Source organism: Nocardiopsis sp. NPDC006139 (assembly GCF_040614155.1).
Classification (GTDB): Bacteria; Actinomycetota; Actinomycetes; order Streptosporangiales; family Streptosporangiaceae; genus Nocardiopsis; species Nocardiopsis changdeensis.
Genome location: NZ_JBEXTT010000003.1, coordinates 355,528 through 377,503 on the forward strand (window position 1 = coordinate 355,528; position 21,976 = coordinate 377,503).

General features: G+C 73.1%; 21 protein-coding genes. 11 read left to right on the top strand and 10 right to left on the bottom strand.

The features are described from left to right. Positions 1–12: 12 nt before the first annotated feature. The 4 genes from ABZ249_RS05990 (at position 13) to ABZ249_RS06005 (ending at position 3,766) form a co-directional block, all read left to right on the top strand. A complete protein-coding gene (locus ABZ249_RS05990) occupies positions 13–1,605 on the top strand; it encodes a molybdopterin-dependent oxidoreductase (RefSeq protein ID WP_355257851.1) in 1,593 nt (530 codons plus the stop codon). A 71-nt stretch (positions 1,606–1,676) separates the two neighbouring features. Further along, a complete protein-coding gene (locus ABZ249_RS05995; RefSeq protein WP_355257854.1) occupies positions 1,677–2,315 on the top strand; it encodes a fasciclin domain-containing protein in 639 nt (212 codons plus the stop codon). 102 nt (positions 2,316–2,417) lie between these two features. Beyond that, positions 2,418–3,029, top strand: coding sequence for a sigma-70 family RNA polymerase sigma factor (locus ABZ249_RS06000; protein ID WP_355257857.1), 612 nt, complete (start codon positions 2,418–2,420; stop codon positions 3,027–3,029). Beyond that, on the top strand, positions 3,026–3,766 hold the full coding sequence (locus ABZ249_RS06005) for an anti-sigma factor (protein WP_355257860.1): 741 nt from the start codon (positions 3,026–3,028) through the stop codon (positions 3,764–3,766). The genes ABZ249_RS06000 and ABZ249_RS06005 overlap by 4 nt, the downstream gene beginning before the upstream one ends. 24 nt (positions 3,767–3,790) lie before the next feature. On the opposite strand, the gene ABZ249_RS06010 is transcribed toward ABZ249_RS06005, so the two are convergent. After that, a complete protein-coding gene (locus tag ABZ249_RS06010; protein ID WP_355257956.1) occupies positions 3,791–5,068 on the bottom strand; it encodes an MFS transporter in 1,278 nt (425 codons plus the stop codon). 684 nt (positions 5,069–5,752) lie between these two features. Further along, positions 5,753–7,078, bottom strand: a complete 1,326-nt coding sequence (locus tag ABZ249_RS06015; RefSeq protein WP_355257863.1) for an MFS transporter — start codon at positions 7,076–7,078, stop codon at positions 5,753–5,755. Between the two features lie 192 nt (positions 7,079–7,270). On the opposite strand from ABZ249_RS06015, the gene ABZ249_RS06020 reads away from it, so the two are divergent. The 4 genes from ABZ249_RS06020 (at position 7,271) to ABZ249_RS06035 (ending at position 11,275) form a co-directional block, all read left to right on the top strand. Next, a complete protein-coding gene (locus ABZ249_RS06020; RefSeq protein WP_220564230.1) occupies positions 7,271–7,756 on the top strand; it encodes an Lrp/AsnC family transcriptional regulator in 486 nt (161 codons plus the stop codon). A 124-nt stretch (positions 7,757–7,880) separates the two neighbouring features. Next, a complete protein-coding gene (locus ABZ249_RS06025; protein WP_355257866.1) occupies positions 7,881–8,720 on the top strand; it encodes an EamA family transporter in 840 nt (279 codons plus the stop codon). Between the two features lie 64 nt (positions 8,721–8,784). Beyond that, complete coding sequence (locus tag ABZ249_RS06030; protein ID WP_355257869.1) at positions 8,785–9,657, top strand: amidohydrolase family protein; 873 nt, start codon at positions 8,785–8,787, stop codon at positions 9,655–9,657. Between the two features lie 46 nt (positions 9,658–9,703). Then, entirely contained in the window at positions 9,704–11,275 is a 1,572-nt protein-coding gene (locus ABZ249_RS06035; protein ID WP_355257872.1) for a long-chain-fatty-acid--CoA ligase, read from the top strand. Between the two features lie 55 nt (positions 11,276–11,330). Here ABZ249_RS06035 and ABZ249_RS06040 read toward each other — a convergent pair whose 3' ends face one another. From ABZ249_RS06040 to ABZ249_RS06050, 3 genes are all read right to left on the bottom strand, one after another. Further along, a complete protein-coding gene (locus tag ABZ249_RS06040) occupies positions 11,331–12,125 on the bottom strand; it encodes a VOC family protein (protein WP_355257875.1) in 795 nt (264 codons plus the stop codon). Positions 12,126–12,268: 143 nt separating this feature from the next. Continuing rightward, the gene (locus ABZ249_RS06045) at positions 12,269–12,520 is read right to left on the bottom strand and encodes a Smr/MutS family protein (protein ID WP_220564166.1); all 252 of its coding nucleotides are present in this window, start codon (positions 12,518–12,520) and stop codon (positions 12,269–12,271) included. A 26-nt stretch (positions 12,521–12,546) separates the two neighbouring features. Continuing rightward, positions 12,547–13,503, bottom strand: a complete 957-nt coding sequence (locus ABZ249_RS06050; RefSeq protein ID WP_355257878.1) for a hypothetical protein — start codon at positions 13,501–13,503, stop codon at positions 12,547–12,549. A gap of 113 nt (positions 13,504–13,616) precedes the next feature. Between ABZ249_RS06050 and ABZ249_RS06055 the strand changes: the two genes are divergently transcribed. Next, the gene (locus tag ABZ249_RS06055; RefSeq protein WP_355257881.1) at positions 13,617–14,267 is read left to right on the top strand and encodes a MerR family transcriptional regulator; all 651 of its coding nucleotides are present in this window, start codon (positions 13,617–13,619) and stop codon (positions 14,265–14,267) included. Positions 14,268–14,276: 9 nt separating this feature from the next. Here ABZ249_RS06055 and ABZ249_RS06060 read toward each other — a convergent pair whose 3' ends face one another. After that, positions 14,277–15,095 (bottom strand): TIGR02452 family protein, encoded by an 819-nt coding sequence (locus ABZ249_RS06060; RefSeq protein ID WP_355257884.1) that lies wholly within the window; start codon positions 15,093–15,095, stop codon positions 14,277–14,279. Positions 15,096–15,242: 147 nt separating this feature from the next. On the opposite strand from ABZ249_RS06060, the gene ABZ249_RS06065 reads away from it, so the two are divergent. Continuing rightward, positions 15,243–15,806: an RNA 2'-phosphotransferase gene (locus ABZ249_RS06065; protein ID WP_355257959.1), complete on the top strand. Its 564-nt coding sequence runs from the start codon at positions 15,243–15,245 to the stop codon at positions 15,804–15,806. Here ABZ249_RS06065 and ABZ249_RS06070 read toward each other — a convergent pair. From ABZ249_RS06070 to ABZ249_RS06080, 3 genes are all read right to left on the bottom strand, one after another. After that, positions 15,803–16,633, bottom strand: a complete 831-nt coding sequence (locus ABZ249_RS06070) for a class I SAM-dependent methyltransferase (RefSeq protein WP_355257887.1) — start codon at positions 16,631–16,633, stop codon at positions 15,803–15,805. The two genes, ABZ249_RS06065 and ABZ249_RS06070, sit on opposite strands and share 4 nt — an antisense overlap. Positions 16,634–16,667: 34 nt before the next feature. Then, the gene (locus ABZ249_RS06075; RefSeq protein WP_355257890.1) at positions 16,668–17,513 is read right to left on the bottom strand and encodes an SURF1 family protein; all 846 of its coding nucleotides are present in this window, start codon (positions 17,511–17,513) and stop codon (positions 16,668–16,670) included. A 117-nt stretch (positions 17,514–17,630) separates the two neighbouring features. After that, complete coding sequence (locus tag ABZ249_RS06080; protein ID WP_355257893.1) at positions 17,631–18,671, bottom strand: chaplin family protein; 1,041 nt, start codon at positions 18,669–18,671, stop codon at positions 17,631–17,633. Between the two features lie 865 nt (positions 18,672–19,536). Here ABZ249_RS06080 and ABZ249_RS06085 point away from each other — a divergent pair. Next, entirely contained in the window at positions 19,537–20,661 is a 1,125-nt protein-coding gene (locus ABZ249_RS06085; protein WP_355257896.1) for a CapA family protein, read from the top strand. 57 nt (positions 20,662–20,718) lie between these two features. Here the strand turns inward: ABZ249_RS06085 and add are convergent, their stop codons facing one another. After that, positions 20,719–21,774 (bottom strand): adenosine deaminase, encoded by a 1,056-nt coding sequence (gene add, locus ABZ249_RS06090; protein WP_355257899.1) that lies wholly within the window; start codon positions 21,772–21,774, stop codon positions 20,719–20,721. Between the last annotated feature and the right edge of the window lie 202 nt (positions 21,775–21,976).

The window sequence follows — 21,976 nt, forward strand, 5'->3', positions numbered from 1 at the left end:
CGAATACCCCATGTGACCACGAGAACGCAGGACACCGGGGACCGGATCCGCAGGAGAGGGCGGCTCCTCCCCGGCGCGTGCGTGGGCGCGGTGACCGTGGCGGCCTGCGCGGCCGCCGGAGAACTGGCCGCCGCGCTCCTGGGAACACCTTCCCCCGTGGTCGCCGTCGGTGACGCCGTCGTCGACAACACCCCCCAGGCCCTGACCGAGTGGGCGATCGCGCTGTTCGGGACCGCCGACAAGGTCGTGCTGCTCTCGGGCATCGTCGTCACCCTCCTGGGAGCGGGAGTCGTGCTCGGGGTGGTCGCGCTGCGGCGGCCGTCCCTGGGCTACGCGGGCCTGGCGGTGTTCGGCGCGGCGGGCGTCACGGCGGTGTTCGTCGGCCGCGGCGGCGATGTGAGGACCGTGATCCCCGTCCTCGCCGCCGTGGCCGTCGGCGCCCTGTGCCTGGCGGTACTGCTGCGCGCCGCCCGGCGCGCGCGACCGGCCGGACAGGACCCCGGCGACGGGGCCGCGCCCGCCGGCCCGGTCGAGCACCGGCCGGGACGCCGCGCGTTCGTGCTGACCTCCCTGGGGATCGCCGCCGGGGCGGGGGCCGCCGGAGCCCTGTCCCGCCTGGTACCGGGGTGGATCGGCGGCTCCGGAGGGCCGGAGTCCGTGGTCCTGCCCGCCGCGGCGCGACCGCTCCCGCCCCTGCCCGCGGCGACCGAACTGGGCGTTCCGGGACTGACCCCGTTCGTCACCCCCGACCGCGTCTTCTACCGCATCGACACGGCGCTGACCGTTCCCCGCCCGGACGCCTCCCGGTGGCGGCTGCGGGTGCACGGCATGGTCGACCGCCCCTTCGAGATCGCCATGGACGAGCTCCTGGACCTGCCCCTGGTCGAGGCGGACATCACCCTGACCTGTGTCTCCAACCAGGTGGGCGGCGACCTGGCCGGCAACGCCCGCTGGCTGGGGTACCCCCTGGCCGACCTGCTGCGCCGCGCGGGGGTGCACGCCGGCGCCGACCAGATCCTGGCCACCTCCCACGACGGCTGGACGTGTGGAACCCCCACCGAGGTCGTCATGGACGGCCGCGACGCGCTGCTCGCGGTGGGCATGAACGGCACCCCGCTCCCCCACGAACACGGCTTCCCCGTCCGCACCGTCGTTCCGGGCCTGTACGGGTTCGTGAGCGCCACCAAGTGGGTCACCGACCTGAAGCTCACCCGCTTCTCCGACGAACAGGCCTACTGGGCGCAGCGCGGCTGGGCCGTCAGGGCCCCGATCCGCACCATGTCGCGGATCGACGTGCCCGCGCCGCTGGCCCGGGTCCCGTCCGGGGAGGTCGTCCTGGCCGGGGTGGCCTGGGCCCAGCACCGGGGTGTGGACGCCGTCGAGGTGCGCGTCGACGGCGGGCCCTGGGCCGACGCCGAACTCGCCAAGGTCCCCGGCATCGACACCTGGGTCCAGTGGGTCGCCGAGGTCTCCGTCGGACCCGGCCGCCACGACGTCGAGGTCCGCGCCACCGACGCCACCGGCGCCGTGCAGACCTCCGAACGCGCCGAACCCATACCGAGCGGGGCCACCGGATGGCACCGGATCGCGTTCACCGCGACCTGAGGCCCGGCGCACCGCACGATTTCCCACCGATCCCACGGTTCTCGAGAAAAGAAGAGTCAAAGGAGATAGAGATGATCCGCAAGAGCATGCTCGCCGGTGCCGCCGCCGTTCTGGCCCTGGGTCTGACCGCGTGCAGCGGTATGGGCGAGGAGGAGGCCCCCGCCGAGGGCGCCGCCACCGAGGAGAGCACCGACCAGGGCACGGACAACGGCGGCGGGGAGATGACCGAGACCGCGGGCGAGAACTTCGGACCCGGCTGCGAGGCCGTCCCGGCCGACGGCGCGGGCAGCTTCGAGGGCATGGCCCAGGACCCGGTGGCCACCGCGGCCTCCAACAACCCGGTGCTGTCCACACTGGTCACGGCGGTCACCGAGGCCGACCTGGTGGACACGCTGAACTCGGCGGAGGACATCACCGTGTTCGCGCCCACCAACGACGCCTTCGAGAAGATCCCGCAGGAGGACCTGGACGCGCTGCTCGCCGACCAGGAGCAGCTCACCGAGGTGCTCACCTACCACGTGGTCGAGGGCCGCCACGCGCCCGCCGACCTGGAGGACGGGACGTTCACCTCGCTCCAGGGCGGGGACGTCACCACCGAGGGCGCCGGCGAGGACTTCACCGTCAACGGGGACTCCAAGGTGGTCTGCGGCAACGTCCAGACCGCCAACGCCACCGTGTACATCGTCGACACCGTGCTGATGCCGGAGTAGTTGGCACGACTCCCGGACGGCCCGCGAGCGTAGGCCGGGTCGTCCGGGCTCTTCAGGGCCGCGCCGGACGGCGCGGCCCGCCATCGCGGCAGGGAGGACCGGATGGATCACGACGCGGCGCACCCGCACGGCCCCCGGGCCGTGGAACCGGAAGCGGTGCCCGGGCCCGAACACACCCTCGCCGACCTCCTGGGGCGGGTGGCGCGCGGCGACGAGGCCGCGTTCGGGGAGGTGTACGACCGGGTCGCCCCGTCGGTGTACGGACTGGTGCGGCGGGTGCTGCGCGACCCGGCCCAGTCCGAGGAGGTGGCCCAGGAGGTCATGGTGGAGGTGTGGCGCACCGCCTGCCGCTACGATCCCCGGCGCGGAACCCCGCGGGCGTGGCTGATGACCCTCGCCCACCGGCGCGCGGTGGACCGGGTGCGCTCGGAGGAGGTCGGCGCGGCCCGGGAGGCGCGGGCGGCCGCCGCCGAGGCGGACCGCCCCTACGACGAGGTCGCCGAGGAGGTCACCGACCGCCTGGAGCGCGAACGCGTGCGGCGCTGCCTGGACACGCTCACCGAACTCCAGAGGCAGTCGGTACGGCTGGCCTACTACGGCGGCTACACCTACCGTGAAGTGGCGAGGCTTCTGTCCACTCCGCTGGGCACGATCAAGACGCGGATGCGCGACGGCCTGATCCGGTTGCGCGACTGCCTGGGGGTGGAGTGGTGAACCGGAGACTGCGGCAGGACCCGCACACCCTGTCGGGGGCCTACGCCCTGAACGCCCTGCCCCCGGAGGAGACGGTCCGGTTCGAGGACCACCTGGCCCGGTGCGACTCGTGTGTGCAGGAGGTGCGCGGGTTCACCGAGACGGCCGCACTGCTGGGCGAGGCGGCGCGGACCCGGCCCCCGGAGGGGCTGCGCGCCCGGGTGATGGCGGAAGTGGCCCGCACCCGCCAGCTGGCCCCGCCGCCCGACCGGCTGGCCGAGCCCGTCCGCCGGTGGTGGACACGCGGGTCGACATGGGTGGTGGCCGCCTGCCTGGCCGTGGCGGTCGCGCTGGGCGCGGTGGCCTGGGAGCAGGCGCAGCGCATCCGGGACCTCCAGGAGAACGAGCGGCTGGTGGCCGCGGTGCTGTCGGACCCGGGCGCGGAGTACACCACCGCCGAGCCCATGGAGGGCGTCTTCGTCGCGGCGGTGTACTCCGAGGCGCACGGCAGCCTGGTGTTCAGCGGCCACGGCCTGGAGCCGCTGGAGGACGAGGACTACCAGCTGTGGTTCACGCGGGCCGACGGCTCCGTGTACTCGGCCGGGGTGCTGCCGGTGGACGACCAGGGCGTGGTCGCCCCGGTCCCGGCCGCCCCCCGGGGCGCCGACACCGAGGGGGTCGCGGTGACCGTCGAACCGCTCGGCGGTTCCGAGCAGCCCACCTCCGAGCCCATCATGGCGATGCCCATCCGGGGCTGAGGGGCCCGGCGGCCCGGGGACGGTTCACTCGACGGTGACGTCCTCGGGCCGGGGCAGGTCCCGCATGACCGGGGAGAGGCTGAACAGCGCGGCCAGCCCCGACACCACGGCCATGGACAGGAACACCCAGTTCGGCCCCGCGGCGTCGAACACCAGGCCCACGCCGAGGATCCCCACCGGCTGGGACACCAGGCACATGAACGTGACCGCGCCCAGCACCCGGCCCTGGTACTCGTCGGTGACCGACGCCGCGATGTAGCCGTAGAACACGGCGTTCACGCACGGGACGATCGCGAACACGCAGCCGACCAGCAGGCCCAGGGACAGCACGTTGGGCGCGACCACCAGCGCGAGCGCGCACACCGGGGCCGACCAGGCGGCGGCCAGGAACGTCGCCGAGGGCCGCACCAGCTTGATGACCGGCCCGGCCGCCAGTGCTCCGACCAGGCCGCCGGCGCCGGCCAGGGACACGGTGAGGCCGATCTGGAAGTGCCCCGCCCCCTGGCTCTCGGCGGTGGCGATGAGCGCCAGGAAGGCGCCGGTCTGGGTGAAGGCGACGTTGAAGCCGACGATCCACATCAGCATCGGCCGCAGGATGGGGTGCCGGGCCAGGAACACGAAACCGCCCACCATCCCGCGCAGCGTCCACGGTTCACGGGCGCGGTACCCGGACGCCTGCATGGGGCGCCGGATGAACAGCACCAGCGCCGCCGACACCAGGTAGGCCAGCGCCTCGGCCAGGAACGGGAAGGCCCGGCCCAGGTTGAACAGGAACCCGGCGGCGGGCGCGCCCAGCGCGCTGGTGCTGAAGAAGCGGATCTGGTTCTGGGCGGAGGCGTCCGCCACCTGCGGCGGAGGCACCAACTGCTTGATGGCGGCCATGGCCACCGGGTTGGAGACGCCCATGAGCGCGGAGGAGCACACGGCGACGGTGATGATGACCGGGAAGGTGGTGTTCCCGCCGAGCAGCACGATCCCGAACACCCCGAGCAGGACGAGCCGCCCCAGGTCGCAGCAGAGCAGGACGGCGCGCCGGTTGGAGCGGTCGGCGAGCGAGCCTCCGACGACGGCGGCGACCATGGTCGTGACCACCTGGGCGGCACCGATGATCCCGGCCTGGGACGCGGACCCGGCGAGCATGAGGCACAGCAGCGGGTAGGCGACCTCTCCGCTCTCCTTGCCCAGCCCGGCGAAGAACCGGCTGGTCCACAGGGCCTGGAAGTCCCGGTTGCGGATGAGCGGGGGCGGGTCGGCCGCGATCGGGGGCGGGGCCTCCGCGGCGGCCGGGCGGGGTCCGCGCACCGCGGGGGCCGGGAGCGCGGGGACCGGCCCGGCGGGCGGCGGTGCGTCCGCGCCGGGGAGCGGAGGGCGGTCGGCCGTGCCGGGCACGGGGGAACGCCGGACGGTGAGAGCGGGGTGAAAACGGAGTTGGTCCGCCGCCATGGTGATCGACTCCCCTGAGGGTCCCTCCGGTACCGGGGATGACGCGATGCCGGCCTGTTCTGCTCGATGGGCGCGTGCGGGGCCGCCTACGGGGCGGCCGGCACACACCGTCTCCGGGGTCAGGGAAGCCTCCCCGGGGGCTGCCCGGGGGGTGAGGTCGTCATACCGCCATTATGCTTGCGTTCCCAACATTAAACGTCTTTCCGGTGTCGGTTCGCGCACATCGGTGATTCCCGCCGGAAACCTTCTCTCCGCAGGTCGGAAAAGGTCTTCCCGGCGGCGGACGCGCCTCCTGGAGCCCCCATAACACAGGGCTTCCCGACGTGGCCACGTCCGGCCACGGACCTCCGGGAAATCGGCCCGGAATCCTCTTGACCGGAGAGTGGGAACTCCGTTCATGTGTGCCGCGAAGAAACCCGTGAGAATGCAGGTGCACGTGAAATACGTGCTCTACATGGGAAAAAAGAGAAAAGAGAACCGCGTGGGGCTCCTGGGTGAGAACCCCACGCGGTGGCCGTGCCGGGGCGGTAGCCCCGGGTGCGGTCAGTCCCGCCGCTCCCCGGAGCGGCGTCCGCCGGCGGAGCGCCGCCCGCGGCGCGCGGGCCGCTGCCCGGCCGCGGCCGCCTCGACCGTCCACGGGGTGCGTTCGAGGTAGGCCACCACGGCCGCCCCGGCCAGCGATCCGCCCGCGACGAGCAGGTACGACAGGGTCCACCCGCCGGTCAGCTCCGAGAGCAGGCCGAACAGCAGCGGGCCGCCCAGGGCGACGCCGCTGCCCACCCCCTGGACGAACCCGGACAGCGAGGCCGAGCCCCGGGCCGTGGTGGCGCGGGTGTTGACCATGGTCATGACGACCACGAACAGGCTCGTGCCCAGGCCCAGGAAGCACGTCCACAGCGGGGCCAGCCAGGCCGGGCCCGCGGCCAGGCCCAGGTATCCGACGGCGTACCCGGCCACGCCCAGCGCGACGATCGGGAACGTGTCGGCGGCCCGGGCGGTGGCCGTCGGTGCGACCAGTCCGAACAGCAGGCTCACCCCGACCATGAGGGACACCATCGTCCCGGCGTAGGCGGAGGTGTGCCCGGCGTCGGTGAGCAGCGTCGGCAGCCAGGTGAACAGGGTGAAGACGTTCCAGGTGACCAGGCCGAACAGCAGTGCCATCCGCCATGCCATGCCCACCCGGTACAGCGGGCGGGCCAACTCGGGCCCCTGATCGGCGCGGGCGGTACGGCCGGTGCCGCGCCCGTCCGGGAAGGCCCACCGGGCGATCCAGAGAAGGCCCGCGACCAGGGCGATGACGGCCCAGGAGCCCAGCGCGACCCGCCAGCCGAAGGCCTCGGCCAGGGGCACCGCCACCAGCGGCGGGAACAGGGCGCCGAGGTGGATGGCGACCATCTGGACCGTGCTCAGCGCGGCCAGCCGGTCGGGGAAGTACTGCTTGATCAGCGGGGGCAGCACGACGTTGCCCAGGGCGGCACCGGTGAGCGCCACTGCGGTGAGCAGCAGCAGGGTGCCGGTGCCGGGGGCGAAGGCGCGCAGCGCCTGCCCGGCGGCGGTGAGGAGCATGCTGAGCACGACCGTGGCCTCGGAGCCGATCCGCCGCATGATCAGCGGCGTGACCAGTCCGAACACGGCGAAGGCGATCAGCGGCAGTGTTCCGAAGACACCGACGACCGTGGCGGTGAACCCGAACTCCGCGGAGATCGTGGTCAGGAGGGGTGACAGAGAGGTGACCACCAGGCGCAGGTTGAGCGCCGCGCAGGCGATGGCCACGAGGGCGAGGATGCGGCCCCGGCGGGCTGTGGTGGGCGCCGGGGCGGGCCGTACCGACGGTCGGTCGGCGACGGCCGTCATCGACGAGGGTGACATAACGGCGACGGACGTCCCTTTGTTCAGCGGTGGTGCGGCGTTGCACCAGAGCCAGGCCGACCGGCGAGCGTCATCGCCTGCCTCCGAAGGGTCTCTTCTCGGGCGAGCCAAATACGACCTTGTCGCCTAAATGTTAGGCATAGCTCGGCTGTATACACAACTTTCCGTACTTAATACGGGTAAGATGCACATATGGCTGATCTCGACGAACTTGATACGGCGATCCTGGCCGAACTCCAGGCGGACGCACGGAAGACCAACCGCGATGTGGCCGCCGCGGTGGGCGCCTCGCCCACGACGACCCTGGACCGGACCCGCGCGCTGCGGGAGAGGGGTGTGATCCGCGGCTCACTGCTGGACGTGGACCTGGAGCTCATCGGCCGCCCGGTGCAGGCGCTCATCACCGTGAGCGTGGACAAGCCCTCGCGGCACAACATCGAGGCGTTCCGCGACTGGGTGCGCTCGCTGCCGGACACGCTGTCGGTGTTCGTGACCTCCGGCAGCGAGGACTTCCTCATCCATGTGGCGCTGCCGGACAACAACAGCCTCTACGCGTTCGTCATCGACAAGCTCACCGAACGCCCCGAGGTGGCCGACGTGCGCGCGTCGATCGTGTTCGAGCACCTGCGCAACGACCGCATCGCCCCCACCAACGCCCGCGCCCGCCGCCGGGCCTGAGCCCGGCCCCGCACGGCCGCGCCACCGGCGGGCGGCGGGCGGAAGGGGCCGGCGGGCGGGCGCGAGCCCGGGAGGGGCCGGGAGTAGGGTGGGCGGCCTTGCCCGCCACCGAGACGAAACCTCCATGACTCCTGTGATCGTGGCCGCGGTGCTCCTCGCCGCGCTGCTGCACGCCGCCTGGAACGCCATCGCCCACGGCATCACCGACCGGCTCCTGGGCTTCGCGCTCATCGGCCTGGGCGGCATGGTCCCCACCCTGCCGCTGCTGTTCGTGGTCGGCCCGCCGCCCCGGGAGGCCTGGCCGTTCCTGGCCGCCTCCGTGCTCACCCACCTGGTCTACTTCGGCCTGCTGATGGTCTCCTACCGGAGCGGCGAGTTCGGGCAGGTGTACCCGCTGGCCCGCGGCACCGCCCCGTGGGTGGTGGCGCTGGTCGGGGTGACCCTGCTGGGGGAGGCCGTGTCCGCGCCCCACCTGCTGGGGGTGCTGGCCGTCTCCGCCGGGCTGATGACCCTCGTGTTCGCCGGCGGGCGCCCCTCCCGAGCGCAGCTGACGGCCCTGCCCGCCGCGTTCGCCACCGGCCTGGCCATCGCCGCGTACACCGTGGTGGACGCCTACGGGGTGCGCTTCACCCAGGACCCGCTGGGCTACATCACGTGGATCATGGTCCTCCAGGGACCGGTGTTCTTCCTGGTGGCGGCGGCCACCCGGCGGGGCAGGCTGCTCCGGCAGCTCCGGCCGGTGTGGAAGGTCGGGCTGGCGGGCGGCGCCATCAGCGCGGCCGCCTACGGGATCGTGCTGTGGGCGCAGCTGAGCGGCGCCCTCGCGGGGATCGCCGCGCTGCGCGAGACCAGCATCGTGTTCGCGGCGCTGCTGGGCAGCCTGCTGTTCAAGGAGCGCTTCGGGGCGGTGCGCGTCGCCGCCTCCGCGATCGTCGTCTGCGGGGTCCTGCTCCTGGCGTCCTGAACGGGATTCGGCCGTCCGCCTCCCCGGGCTGGTCCGCGGCCGGTCGCCCTCGTATCGTGTCCGTGTGACCGACGTCTCAACGGAGTCAGACGCCGTCCGCCACCACTGGCAGGGCCTGGGCCTGCCCGGGCTCGTGGACGTGCACACCCATTTCATGCCCGACAACGTCCTGCGCAAGGTGTGGTCCTACTTCGACGCCCTGGGCGGGTACTGGCCCATCACCTACCGGGACGACGAGGAGGCCAGGGTCGCCCGGCTGCGGGGGTTCGGCGTGCGGCGGTACACCTCGCTGTTCTACGCCCACCGCCCCGGCATGGCCGCCTGGCTCAACGACTGGGCCGCCGGGTTCGCCGCCGGCCACCCCGACTGCCTGCACAGCGCCACCTTCTACCCCGAGCCCGAAGCGCGCGACTACGTCCCCGCCGCCATCGCCGCGGGCGCCCGCGTGTTCAAGGCCCACGTGCAGGTCGGCGGCTACGACCCGCGCGACCCCCTGCTCGACGGCGCCTGGGGCGCGCTCGCCGACGCCGGGGTCCCCGTCGTGGTGCACTGCGGGTCCGGACCGCAGCCCGGCGAGCACACCGGGCCGGGCCCGTTCGGGGAGGTGCTGCGCCGCCATCCCGGGCTGACCGCGATCATCGCCCACGCCGGCTCCCCCGAGTACACGGCCTTCCTCGACCTGGCCGAGCGGTACCCCGGCGTGCACCTGGACACCACCATGGTGTTCACCCGCTTCACCGAGCGGAAGGCCCCCTTCCCCGCGGACGGGTACCCCCGGCTCAAGGACCTGGCCGACCGCGTCCTGCTCGGCACGGACTACCCGAACATCCCCTACCCCTACGTGGAGCAGCTCGACGCCCTGGCCGGCCTCGGCCTGGGCGACGACTGGATGCGCGGCGTCCTGCACGACAACGCCGCCCGACTGTTCGACCTCTGACGCGCCCGCACGGCGCGGAGCCCGCACGACGCAGAGAAAGGCCGCCATGGAACTCGCGCTCACGCCTTTGGAGTTCGCCCGCCGGACCCGCAGGCTGCACCCCGACCGGCTCGCGGTGGTCGACCGCGGCCTGCGGCTGACCTACGAGGAGTTCTTCGACCGCTGCGACCGGTGGTCGTCGGCCCTCCAGGGGATGGGGGTGTCCCCGGGCGACCGGGTCGCCTACATCGCGCCCAACACGCACGCCCAGCTGGAGTCGTTCTACGCGGTGCCGCAGCTGGGGGCGGTGCTGGTGCCGGTGAACTTCCGGCTGACCGCCGAGGACTTCGTCTACATCGTGAACCACTCCGGCGCGAAGGTGCTGTGCGCGCACGCCGACCAGCTGGACGCGGTCGACGGCGTGCGCGACCGGATGCCGGGGGTGGAGCGGTTCGTCGCGCTGGAGGGCGCCCGGGAGGGGTGGGAGGACTACGAGGCGCTGGTCGCGGGGGCGGACCCGGCGTTCGACCGGCCCGGGATCGACGAGCACCGGCTGCTGACCATCAACTACACCTCGGGGACCACGGCCCGGCCCAAGGGCGTGATGATCACCCACCGCAACGCGTACATGAACTCGGTGGGCACCCTGCTGTACGGACGGATCGGCATCGGCGAGTCCTACCTGTGGACGCTGCCGATGTTCCACGCCAACGGGTGGACGTTCACGTGGACGGTGACGGCGGCGGCCGGGGTGCACGTGTGCCTGCCGGCGATGGACCCGGCGACGGTGTTCGAGCTCATCCGCACCGAGGACGTCCGGTGGCTGTGCGCCGCCCCGACCGTGCTCATCATGCTCGCCAACACCCCCGACGGCGTGCGCGGCGAGGTGCCGGCCGGGGTCCACGTGTTCACGGCGGGGGCCTCCCCGGCGGCGGCCACCATCGAGCGCCTGGAGGACGGGTTCGGCTGGACCGTCACCCACGTGTACGGCCTGACCGAGACGGCGCCGTTCATCACCGTCTGCGAGCCCCGCGCCGAGCACGCGGGGCTGCCGCCGCGGGAGCGGGCCGCGGTCAAGGCCCGGCAGGGCGTCGAACTGATCACCTCCGGCGAACTGCGGGTGGTCGGCGAGGACGGGAACGAGGTGCCCTGGGACGGCAGGACGGTCGGCGAGATCACCGTGCGCGGCAACGTGGTGATGAAGGGGTACTACAACGACCCCGAGGCCACCGAACGCGCCATGGGCGACGGGTGGTTCCACAGCGGCGACGCCGCCCTGGTGCACCCGGACGGGTACGTGGAGATCCAGGACCGGCTCAAGGACGTCATCATCTCCGGCGGGGAGAACATCTCCTCCGTCGAGGTCGAGGGCGTGCTGCTGCGCCACCCGGCCGTCCTGGAGGTGGCGGTGTTCGGCGTCGCGCACGAGAAGTGGGGGGAGTCGCCGCGCGCCGCGGTGGTGCTGCGCGAGGGAGCGCGGGCGACCGAACAGGAGATCATCGACTTCGCCCGGGACAACCTGGCGCACTTCAAGGCGCCGACCAGCGTGGAGTTCGTGGAGGCGCTGCCCAAGACGGCCACCGGCAAGATCCAGAAGTTCGTCCTGCGCGGCGGGGCCTCGGCGGTCTCGCGCCAGTGAGGCGGCCCGGTGTCCCCCGCCCCCGCTCTTCGGAGGCGGAGGACACCCCGGGGATTCAGCCCTGCGGAGGCTCCGACAGGACGAACCCGGCACCGAAGGGGTCCGCGCAGACCGCGATGCGGCCCGCGCCGAGAGTGTCCTCGGGGCCCGTGTAGACCTGTCCGCCTCCGGCGCGGACGGCCTCCAGGGCCCTGTCGGCGTCGGCCACCCGGAAGACCGGGTTCCATTCGGCCGAGCCCTCGGTGTCGTCCACCCGCTCGGGGGGCAGGGCCACGATGCCGCCCTGGTCGCGGTCGCGACCGGCCCCGGCGGGTGTGATGGCGCGGTAGCGGCCGTTCCAGGCCGACCGGGGCGAGTCGGCGTAGCTCCAGCGGAACAGCTCCCGGTAGAAGTCCTCCGAGCCGTTCCCGTCGGGGGTCCACAGCTCCACCCGGCAGAGGGACCCGTGGGTGTCGGCGCGCTGCACGCCGGGGAACCCGATGGGGTTCCAGACCGCGAACCGGCCGCCCTGCGGGTCGAAGAACTGGGCGGTGCGGCCCAGCCGCAGCACGTCGAACGGCTCGAACAGGACGGTGCCGCCCAGGCGTTCGACGGCGGGGACCGTGGAGTCCACGTCGGGGTCGTGGAAGAAGACCGTCCACGCGGGGTGCTCGCCCTCGCCGAGGAGGGGGCTGAGCCCGGCGACCTTGTCCTCGTCGAGCTGGAAGCACAGGTAGCCGGCGGCCTCGGGGCTGTCCTCGATCGCCTTCCAGCCGAAGACCCGCCGGTAGAAGGCGGCCGAGGCGTCGGTGTCGGGCGAGGACACCTCGACCCAGCAGGGCGACCCGGGCAGGAAGTCGGTCGTGATCATCTGGTCCCCCCTCGTGGACACGTCATTCCCGAGTGTGGACCGTCCTCCCGGCGCCCCGGGGATGGCGGCGGCAAAGTCTCGCACAACTCACCGCAATCACCCGAACACGGTTTCGATCCCCGGGGCGGTGGTCCCGGGCGGCGTCAGTGCTTGAAGTGGACGAACAGGCGGCCGAAGTTCTTGGAGTCCTTCTCGACGCGGTGGTAGCGGGCCTTGACGTCCTTGCGGTCGAGGAAGCGCAGCACCCGCTTCTTGAGCTGGCCCGACCCCTTGCCCGGGATGATCTCCACGGTCTTGGCGCCCGTGCGCTCGGCCTCGTCCATGATGTCCGCGAGGGCGCGGTCGATGTCGCGCCCGCGGTTGAAGATGTCGTGCAGGTCGAGCTTGAGCCGCATGGCCGCCTCCGTCCGGTCACCCGGGATCATACGTGTTCGCGCTCGCGCCGGCCCAGGGCCCACCAGGCGCCCGCGGCGGTGGCGGCGGCCAGCGCGGCGGCGGCGCCCAGGGTGAGGGCGTCCGGGGCGACCACCGACTGCCCGCGCAGGGCCTGCCAGGTGAGCAGGGCGAGCAGGCCCGTGTAGGCGCCGGAGGCGACAAGGACCAGCCGGGTGCGCAGGGCGTCGTCGGCCAGGCGGGGGTAGCGGTCGGCGAGGGCGATCAGCCCGAACGCGAACAGGACGATCACCTGGAGGCCGTGCAGGCCCACGAAGTGGGCGACGCGCAGGTCGCCGGCCACCGTGCTCCAGCCGACGAGCGGCAGGCCGGGCCCGCCGTCGGGCATCCCGACGGTGTGCGCGCCGATCACGTCCGCCGACCCGCCCTGCTGGAGGGTGACCATCTGTTCGGCGGTCGGCGAGGTCATGAAGAAGGCGACGGCCATCCCCGCGAGGGCGATCGCGAGGGAGGCGCGGACGGCGGCGGTGACGGAGCGCTCGCCCAGGCGCTGGACCAGCAGGATGGCCCCGATGGCGAAGGTGGCGACCCAGACCGTGACGATCATGGACGCCATCAGCGAGTAGACGGCGCTGTCGAACTCCGTGGCGTTGTTGAAGTGGCTGGTCCGGCCGCGCACCGCCTGGAGGGTGATGGCGACGAGCTCGCCGGTGACCATCACGGCGACGACCGTCCCCAGCCACCAGCCGGTGCGGCGCCACACGGTGAGCAGGGACAGCAGCCAGGCGAGGGTCACGTTGTAGACCGCGATGGAGACCGCGAACTTGGCGGGCTTGAGCCAGACGGGGTCGCCCGTGACGGTCCTCCCGTCGAGGAGGAGGCCGGGGACGGCCACCAGCAGTACGGCCGCGCACAGGAGCGCGGTCAGGGTGAGCGGTCGGTGCAGGTCGATGACGGTGCGGAGGGTGGTCTTCGGGGGGTTCATGGGATACTCCTCATGGATACCAGTGCTATCCAGTGCAGATACCAACACTATCCACTATCCATATGGATCGCACAAGAGCCCCCGGGAGACGGGAGACAGGAGAAGATGGCCGCATGCGCATCGCCGAACTCAGTGAACGGTCCGGAGTCCCCATCCCGACCATCAAGTACTACCTGCGGGAGGGCCTGCTCCCCCGCGGTGAGGCCACCGGCCGCAACCAGGCCCGCTACGGCGACGAGCACCTGAGCAGGCTGCGCCTGGTGCGGGCGCTCACCACCGTCGGCGGCCTGTCCGTCGCCACCGTCCGGGAGGTCCTCGCCGAGGTCGGCGAGCCCGACGTCGGACTGCACTCCAAGCTCGGCCTCGTGATGCGCCGGCTGCCCCTGGTCGGCGACGACATCGAACCGCGGGAGGAGGACCGCGAACGCGCCCTGGCCCTCGTCACCCGGCGCGGCTGGCACTTCTACCCGGACCACCCCGCGCTGCACGCGCTGGCCGTGGTCCTGGCCGGGCACCGCGAGGTCGGCCACTCCGTCGGCGACGCCGACCTGGACCGTTACGCCGAGGCGGCGGAGGGCATCGCCGCCGTCGACCTGGACCGCATCAGCGGACTGCCCGCGACGGAGGAGGTACTGGAGGGCGCCGTCGTCAAGACGGTGCTCGGCGACACCCTGCTGACGGTCCTGCGGCGCCTGGCCCAGGTGGACGAGTCCGCCGCGCGCAACCTCGACGGCGCCGGGCGCCGGGCCGCGCGGGGGGGCTGAGGGCGCCCGTCACACGCCGACCGACTCCGGGAAGCGGTCGCCGAACGCCCGGTGCACCGCGCCGTCGCGGTCCAGGATCGCGAACACCACCCGCGCGAACACCCCGGCGTAGTCCCCGTGCAGGTGCTCGGCGAAGGCCGCCGCGACCTCCTCCGGGCGGTTGCCGAACACACCGCACCCCCAGGCGCCGAGCACGAGCACGTCCACCCCGTGGTGGGCGGCCACGGCCAGCACGCCCCCGGCCCGGCGTGCGAGCACCCGGGGGATCGGCCCGGCGCTCTCGACCCCGTTGCGCTCGACCATCCGCCGGTTGGGCGCGGCGCAGGTGAGGAACCCGACCGCCGGCGGCTCCGCCAGCCGGTCGCCCCGGTCGTCGCACAGCACCGGCACCCGCGGCGACCAGATCACCCTGTCGCTGTACAGCAGCGACCGCTCCGCCCTGTGGTGCTCGTAGAACTCCGGGCACCGGATCAGCGAGGCGTACAGCGCCGTGGACCTGGCCAGGCTCTCCTCCTGGGCCCGTGCGCCGTTGGCCACGCCTCCGCCCGGGTTGCGCGCCGAGGCGAAGTTGAGCGCCGCCACCCCGCCCTCCCCCGCCAGGCGCAGCAGCGCGGCCAGCGTGCTCTCCCCGGTCACCTCGAACCGGGTGTCGTGGCGCGCGGCGGGCACGGGCAGCGCCGCGATGTCCTCGGGCAGGTGGTGGCGGGTGCCCTCCCGCATCGCCGCCAGGTCGGCCGACAGGTCGACCTCCCGGTCGCCGACGCGGTACCGCTCCGCCTCGAACGCCCGCTTCGTCTCCGCCCAGATCCCCCGCAACCGCTGTGACACGGGCCCTTCCCTCCTCGTCGATGGACAGGGACGTTAGTGCGCGGCGGCCCGGCGGGTCCACCGGATAAACGGCCGGTCCGTAAACCCCTGGACCGGCGCACCCAGCCCGGCCAGGATGCGGTCATGAGCACGGAACAACAGAGGGGGATGGACCCCCGGAGGCTGGTACGGGCCTCCAAGTACATCGCGCGCGTGCTGCGCCACGACCCCGGCCGGGCCGGGGTACGGCTGGACCCCCAGGGGTGGACCTCCGTGGACGCCCTGCTCGCGGGGCTGGGCCGGGCGAACGTCCGGCTCTCCCGGGCGGAGCTGGACGAGGTGGTGGCCGGCAACGACAAGAAGCGGTTCGAGTTCAGCGCCGACCGCACCCGGATCCGCGCCCGCCAGGGCCACTCGGTACCCGTGGACCTGGGGCTGGCGCCGGCCGTGCCGCCGGAGGTCCTCTACCACGGGACGGTCGGCCGCTTCCTGCCCGCGATCACCGCCGAGGGCCTGCGCCCGATGAACCGGCACGACGTGCACCTGTCCCCGGACCAGGAGACCGCGGCCAGGGTGGGCGCGCGGCGGGGCAGGCCGGTGGTGCTCTCCGTCGCCGCCGGGCGCATGCACCGGGACGGCCACGGGTTCCGGGTGACGGGCAACGGGGTGTGGCTGGTCCCGGCGGTGCCGCCCGAGTACCTGTCCGCACCGCCGGCGGCGGCCCCCCGCTAGGGCTTGTCGGCGCTGAAGATCGCCGTCCCCGGGATCATGCGTCCGCGCACCGGGCCCCAGCCGCCCCACACCCGGTCGTTGCCCGGGGGCCATTCGGGCTCCACCAGGTCGCCCAGCACCAGGCCGGCCCCGGCGATCCCGCGCACCCAGTCGCCCACCGTGTGGTGGTGCTCCACGTAGACCGCGTTGCCGTGGTCGTCCTCCTCCACGTACGCGCGGCGGTCGAAGTACGACTGCCGGACCGTGAACCCGTGCTCGGTGGGGTCGTCCGGGAAGCTCCACCGGACCGGGTGCGTCACCGAGAACACCAGCCGCCCGCCGGGGCGCAGTACCCGGGCCGCCTCCGCCAGGGCGTCGTCGGCAGAGGGGACGAAGGGGAACGCCCCGAACGAGGAGAACACGGTGTCGAAGGCGGCGTCGGCGAACGGCAGCCGCTGGGCGTCGGCCTGCACCACGGGCAGGCGCAGCCCCAGCTGCTCGTCGATGCGCCGGGAGTGCTGGAGCTGGCGGAACGACAGGTCGAAGGAGACGACCTCGCCGACCCCCTGGGCCCGCAGCCACCGGCCGCACTGGCCGGCTCCCCCGCCGATCTCCAGGACACGGCGCCCGCGCAGGCCGTCCAGGCCGCCCAGGAGTCCGGCCTCGGCCTCGGTCAGGCCCTCCGGGCACCAGACGAAGTCGGCGTCGCCGAGGAACCCGCCGTGGTCGGCCTGGTAGGCGTCGGCGGCCCCGTCCCACCACGAGCGCCCGGCGCGGGCGCTCTCGTCGGCGTCGACGGGGCGGCGCTCCACGCGTCCGGGCGCCGGGTAGTCGTCGTGTTCCTGCACGTGTCCCCCTGTGGTCGGCGGCCGTCGGCCGGCGTCAGCCCACATCCTCTCGCGGGCGGTCCCCGGAGGCCGCCGCCGCGGAGGCCGAGGCCGGGCCTTCGGGGCCGTCCGAAGCGTCCGGGTCCCCCGCCGCCCCGGCCTCGCGGGCCTCGCTCAGCTCGCGGCGCATCAGGAAGACCCACCCGCCGATGGCGACGAGCGTGAACACCCACCACTGGACGGCGTAGGACAGGCTCATCCCGGAGTCCAGTTCGCGCACCTCGACGCGTTCGGGGGCGGGGTCGGGCACCGGGTCCTGCGCGGTCAGGTCGGCGTACCCGCCGTAGACCGGGTAGGGCAGCCCCTCGGCGATCGCCGGGACGTCCGCCACGAGCAGCTGCCCCTCGGGCAGGTCGTCGCGGTTGCGCAGCCCCGTGTTCTCCTCGGTCTCGGAGAAGTGCAGGCGCCCGGTCACCTCGACGGTGCCGGAGGGGGCGGGCGGGATCTCCGGGGTGTCCAGGGCGGTCTCGCCGCGCGGGATCCAGCCCCGGTTGACCAGCAGCGCCGGGCCCTCCTCGGTGACCAGCGGGGTCAGCACGTGGAAGCCGACACCGCCGGAGCCGTCGCGGTTGCGCAGGAGGATCTCGTGCTCGGTGTCCCAGGTGCCGGAGGCCTCGACGGCACGCCACCGGTCGGCGGGGTCCACGTCGCCGCCGACCTCGGTGAGCTCGGCGACCGGGACGGGGTCGGCGGCCAGGTTGCCCTGCTGGAGCTCGACGGACGCGCTGCGCTGTTCCCAGCGGTCCAGCTGCCAGAAGCCCAGCCAGATGAAGGAGGGCACGATGACGAGGACCAGCGCGTGGAACGCCAGCATGCGTTGGGAGAACAGGACTCTGCGCACGTCTTCGAGGGTATGAGACGGTTCCGGGCGCCCCGCACCGCCCCGCCCGCACCGGGCCCGGCCGGACCTTGGCGTCCGGCCGGGCCCGTGTCCCGCCGTTCTCGTCCCCCGTTCGCGCTACTCCGTGTCGGTGGTGGCGGCGGCCTTGCGCTTGCGGGCGAAGTACAGGCCCGCACCGCCGGCGCCGACGGCGGCGATGCCCGCCGCGACCAGGCCGGTCAGGGCGCCACCGGTGAGGGGAAGCTCACCGCCCGCCTGCTGGACGGGGGCGGGCCGGTCGTCGGAGGAGGGCTCCTCCTCGTTCTTGTCCTCCTCGCGGGGCTTCTCGGGCTTGGGCTCCTGCGGGGTCTCCTCGCCCGGCTCCTCCGGCTCGGCGGGCTCCTCGGGGGTCTCCTCGCCCGGCTCCTCGGGCTGCTCGGGCGCGGGCTCCTCGGAGATGATCTCCATGCAGGAGGCCTCGGCCAGGCCCAGCACGCCGATGGCGTTGCCGCAGATGTCGACGGCGGCGTCGACCGGGACGACGACCTGGTTGCCGGAGGCCACGCCCCCGGAGCCGTCGGTGGTCGCCTCGGGGGCGCCCTCGTTCTCGGGGGCGGCCTGGATGATGTTGATGATGGTGGTGCACTTGGAGCTGGCGCCGCCCAGGATCGCCACCGAGTTGCCGCAGATGTTGATGGCGGCGTCGACGGGGACCACGATCTGGTTGCCGGAGGCCACGCCCCCGGAGCCGTCCGTGGAGTAGGTGCCGTTGCCGGACTCCTCCTCCAGGACCTCGACGACCTCGACGCACTCCGCCTTGGAGATCCCGCCGACGGCGACGGCGTTGCCGCAGGCGTCCACGGCCGCCTCGACCGGGATGACGATCTGGTTGCCGGAGGCCACGCCCCCGGAGCCGTCGGTGGAGGCGCCGCCGCCCTGGCCGCTGGCCTCGTAGAGGACCTCGGAGACCTGGGTGCACTTGGCCGCGGAGATGCCCAGGACGGCGAGCGAGTTGCCGCACAGCCCCGCCTCGATGTCGACGGGCACGACGACCTGGTTGCCGGAGGCGATGCCCCCGGAGCCGTCGGTGGTGGTGTCCGCGAAGGCCGCGGCGGCCGGGACGAAGGCGAGGCCGGCGGCGACGGCGGTGGCGAAGGAGTAACGGAGTGTGTTGCGCATCTGGTGCGGCCTTTCGACGCAGGAAACCTGGGGATGCACGCCGTCGTGGCGTTGGGCCGTGGGGGCGGGTCCGGTCCGCGGTGTGCGCGGGGCGCCCGGGTGGCGCACGGTCCCGCCGGTCGGCGGCGCGGGCCCGTCACCGGCACTGGGGCGGTGGAACGGCGGGGTGGCCCGCGTGGCGTCGCGGTTGCGTTCTTCGCGAACCGGCAACGGACCGAAACGTTAGCAAGCCCGGGAAGGAACACAAGCACTTTCCGGAAATGTTTATCCACACCCCCGGCACCCTGAGTGATCACGATAACACTATATGAAATCAGTGCAGATCAGAGGCTCTTGAGTGCACACACAGAGAGAAAGAACGGACACGTTGGGTGATTCTCCAGGCGAAAAAAGTTCTCCGTGAACCCGCTCAACCAAACCACTAAGCAACTTAGTCGATTGGCCTCAGAGGCGCCTCAACCCGTGCGCGGTGAATTCAGAAGAATGGGATTGATATCCCTTTTGAGAGAAAAGACGGGGAACGGCGCCGAAGACCGACCCCGCCACCCCCTCCGCCCGTTCACACCCCCACGAAAACCCCTTGAGCCCCATCGGGCAACCCTCGCCACAGAAGCCGCAGAACATGACAAAACTCCTGGTCACGGGCGCGTACCCTGAACCCGGAGGGCCGCCCCCGAGCGCGGGCCCGACATGTCGAACCCGGCACGCGAACACGCTTGGCAATAATCTGAACACGAACAGTATTCGCCGGTGACGGGCGGCATGGGGTCTCCGATTCGCGCGCACCGGCCAACCGGAGACGCATGACGCGCGTCCTGACCCTCAGGACACGCCCCCCGTTTCCCCCGCCCCTTCTGGAGCACGCATGCAACCCGCACACATCCGCCCCCGCGCGCGCACGACCCTGCCGCTCGGGGCCGCAACGCTCGTCCTCCTGCTCGTCGCCGCCTGTTCCTCCGCCGACGAAGAACCGGAACAGCTCCAAGGGGCGGCCGGCGGCGAGCCCTCGTCCTCGCCCAGCGCCAGCCCCGAGCCGCAGGCCGCCGCCGAACCGTTCACCATCGCCTTCGGCGGCGACGTGATGTTCGAGGGCATGCTCCGCCCCCGCCTGGACGACCCGGCGACCGCGCTCGACCCCATCTCCGAGCACCTGTCCGCGGCCGACCTGACCATGGTCAACCTGGAGACCGCCATCACCGAGGGCGGCACCCCGGCCCCCGGCAAGGAGTTCCTCTTCCGGGCGCCCGCGTCCGCCCTGGACGCCCTGTCCGAGGCGGGCGTGGACGTGGCCACCGTCGCCAACAACCACGGCATGGACTACGGCCTCGACGGCCTGGCCGACACCCTCTCCAACGGCGAGGCCTCCGACGTCGCCCTGGTCGGCGCCGGCAACGACATCGAGGAGGCGTACGCCCCGCACGTCGCCGAGGTCAACGGGCAGACCGTCGCCATGTTCGGCGCCACCGACGTGCTCGACGACCACCTCATGGCCGAGTGGACCGCGGGCGAGGGCAAGCCCGGCATGGCCTCCACCAAGGGCGAGATGAAGCAGCACATGCTCGACGCCGTCGCCGAGGCCGCCGGGCAGTACGACAACGTCGTGGTGTTCCTGCACTGGGGCCTGGAGGGGTCGCACTGCCCGCTGCCGCACGCGCCCACCCTCGCCCAGGAGCTGGTGGACGCCGGCGCGACCGCGGTCGTCGGCGGACACGCGCACGTGCTGTCCCCGGGCGGGTTCCTCGGTGACTCCTACGTCCACTACGGGCTGAGCAACTTCGTGTTCTACAACTTCAGCGGCCCGACCGCGGAGACCGGGGTGCTCACCCTCACCTTCGACCAGGGTTCGGTCACCGGGGCCGACTGGCTGCCCGCGCAGATCCAGGGCGGCGTGCCCGTCCCCTACGAGGGCGCCGCGGCCGACACCGCCGCGCAGACCTGGATTGACATGCGCAACGAGTGCGGCCTGCCGCTGACCGACTCCCCCGCCTGATCCGCGGCCCCCGGGCGTCCGCGCCGACCGGCGCGGACGCCCGGCCCGTGCCCGGGGTCAGACCACGGCGGAGGCCGGCACCCCGTGCCGGGCGGCGACCTCGGCGATCTCCGCCAGCAGCGCGTGCCGGTGGGCCGTGCCCAGGTAGGAGGCCCGGACTCCGTTGGCGGCCAGCCTCACCAGGTCGGCCGGCGCCAGGCCCATCCGGTGGACGGTGCGGTACTCCTCGGTGAGGTCGGTGCCGAACATGGTGGGGTCGTCGGTGTTGAGCGTGACCAGCAGCCCGGCGTCGAGCATGGCGGGCAGCGGGTGGTCGGCGATCCGCTCCACCGCCCGCGTGCACACGTTGGACGTGGGGCTGACGTCGACCGGGACCTGCTCGTCGACCAGGCGCGCCACCAGGTCGCCGTCGAGCATGGAGTCGATGCCGTGCCCGATGCGTTCGGCCCCGAGCAGGTCCAGGGCCTCGACCACCCGCTCCGGACCGCCGTGCTCCCCGGCGTGCGGCAGGCTGGCCAGCCCCGCCGCCCGGGCCCGGCCGAACACGTCGGCGTAGGGGACCAGGGTGCTGCCCGTACCGCCCACCCCGAACCCGACCGTGCTGGGCGGCGCGTCGGCCAGCACCGCTTCGAGGGTCCGCTCGGCGCTCTGCGGCCCGAAGTCGGTGGGGAAGTCGGGGATCCAGCGCAGCCGGATGCCGTGGTCGAGCTCGGCCTGCCGGCGGGCGGACTCCACGCCGTCGAACACCACCCGGGCCGGCACCCCGCGCATGAGGTGGGTGTACAGGCTGATGTGGAGTTCGGCGTAGCGGACGTTCTGCGCGGCCAGGCGCCCGGCGACCGCCGCGGTGAGCCGGGCGAAGTCCTCCTCCTCGCGCAGGGCCTCGACGGAGGCCAGGTACACGTCGAGGAAGTGCGGGAAGTCGGTGAACTCGTACCACGCCTCCAACGCGTCGAACGTGTCGGGGACGGACTCCAGCCCGTGGCGGCGGGCCAGGTCGAAGAGGGTCTCGGCGGGCATGGACCCCTCCAGGTGGACGTGGAGTTCCACCTTGGGCAGGTCGCGGATCAGCGCCTCGACGGCGTCGGGGACGGGGTTCGGGTGGCTGCTCATGGCGGGAGACTACGGCCGACCGACTCCGGCCACCAAGGTCTTCGGGCGAACCTCACACCTACCCGTCAGGAGGGTGTCCGGATACGGTCGGGGGTATGGCTCCCCCCACCATCCCCCATGCTCCCGCCACGGCCCCCGGCACTCCCGCCCGCACCGCGCTCGTGGGTGGTGCGAGCCGCCGCGGCGAAGATCCGCCATCAGA

What these genes read in the sequence shown, in the direction of transcription:
- ABZ249_RS06050 (WP_355257878.1), bottom strand. Translation starts at nt 13,503, where the DNA reads ATGAACCCCCCGAAGACCACCCTCCGCACCGTCATCGACCTGCACCGA.
- ABZ249_RS06045 (WP_220564166.1), bottom strand. Translation starts at nt 12,520, where the DNA reads ATGCGGCTCAAGCTCGACCTGCACGACATCTTCAACCGCGGGCGCGAC.
- ABZ249_RS06080 (WP_355257893.1), bottom strand. Translation starts at nt 18,671, where the DNA reads ATGCGCAACACACTCCGTTACTCCTTCGCCACCGCCGTCGCCGCCGGC.
- ABZ249_RS05995 (WP_355257854.1), top strand. Translation starts at nt 1,677, where the DNA reads ATGATCCGCAAGAGCATGCTCGCCGGTGCCGCCGCCGTTCTGGCCCTG.
- ABZ249_RS06035 (WP_355257872.1), top strand. Translation starts at nt 9,704, where the DNA reads ATGGAACTCGCGCTCACGCCTTTGGAGTTCGCCCGCCGGACCCGCAGG.
- add (WP_355257899.1), bottom strand. Translation starts at nt 21,774, where the DNA reads ATGAGCAGCCACCCGAACCCCGTCCCCGACGCCGTCGAGGCGCTGATC.
- ABZ249_RS06000 (WP_355257857.1), top strand. Translation starts at nt 2,418, where the DNA reads ATGGATCACGACGCGGCGCACCCGCACGGCCCCCGGGCCGTGGAACCG.
- ABZ249_RS06065 (WP_355257959.1), top strand. Translation starts at nt 15,243, where the DNA reads ATGGACCCCCGGAGGCTGGTACGGGCCTCCAAGTACATCGCGCGCGTG.
- ABZ249_RS06025 (WP_355257866.1), top strand. Translation starts at nt 7,881, where the DNA reads ATGACTCCTGTGATCGTGGCCGCGGTGCTCCTCGCCGCGCTGCTGCAC.
- ABZ249_RS06085 (WP_355257896.1), top strand. Translation starts at nt 19,537, where the DNA reads ATGCAACCCGCACACATCCGCCCCCGCGCGCGCACGACCCTGCCGCTC.
- ABZ249_RS06040 (WP_355257875.1), bottom strand. Translation starts at nt 12,125, where the DNA reads ATGATCACGACCGACTTCCTGCCCGGGTCGCCCTGCTGGGTCGAGGTG.
- ABZ249_RS06020 (WP_220564230.1), top strand. Translation starts at nt 7,271, where the DNA reads ATGGCTGATCTCGACGAACTTGATACGGCGATCCTGGCCGAACTCCAG.
- ABZ249_RS06015 (WP_355257863.1), bottom strand. Translation starts at nt 7,078, where the DNA reads ATGTCACCCTCGTCGATGACGGCCGTCGCCGACCGACCGTCGGTACGG.
- ABZ249_RS06055 (WP_355257881.1), top strand. Translation starts at nt 13,617, where the DNA reads ATGCGCATCGCCGAACTCAGTGAACGGTCCGGAGTCCCCATCCCGACC.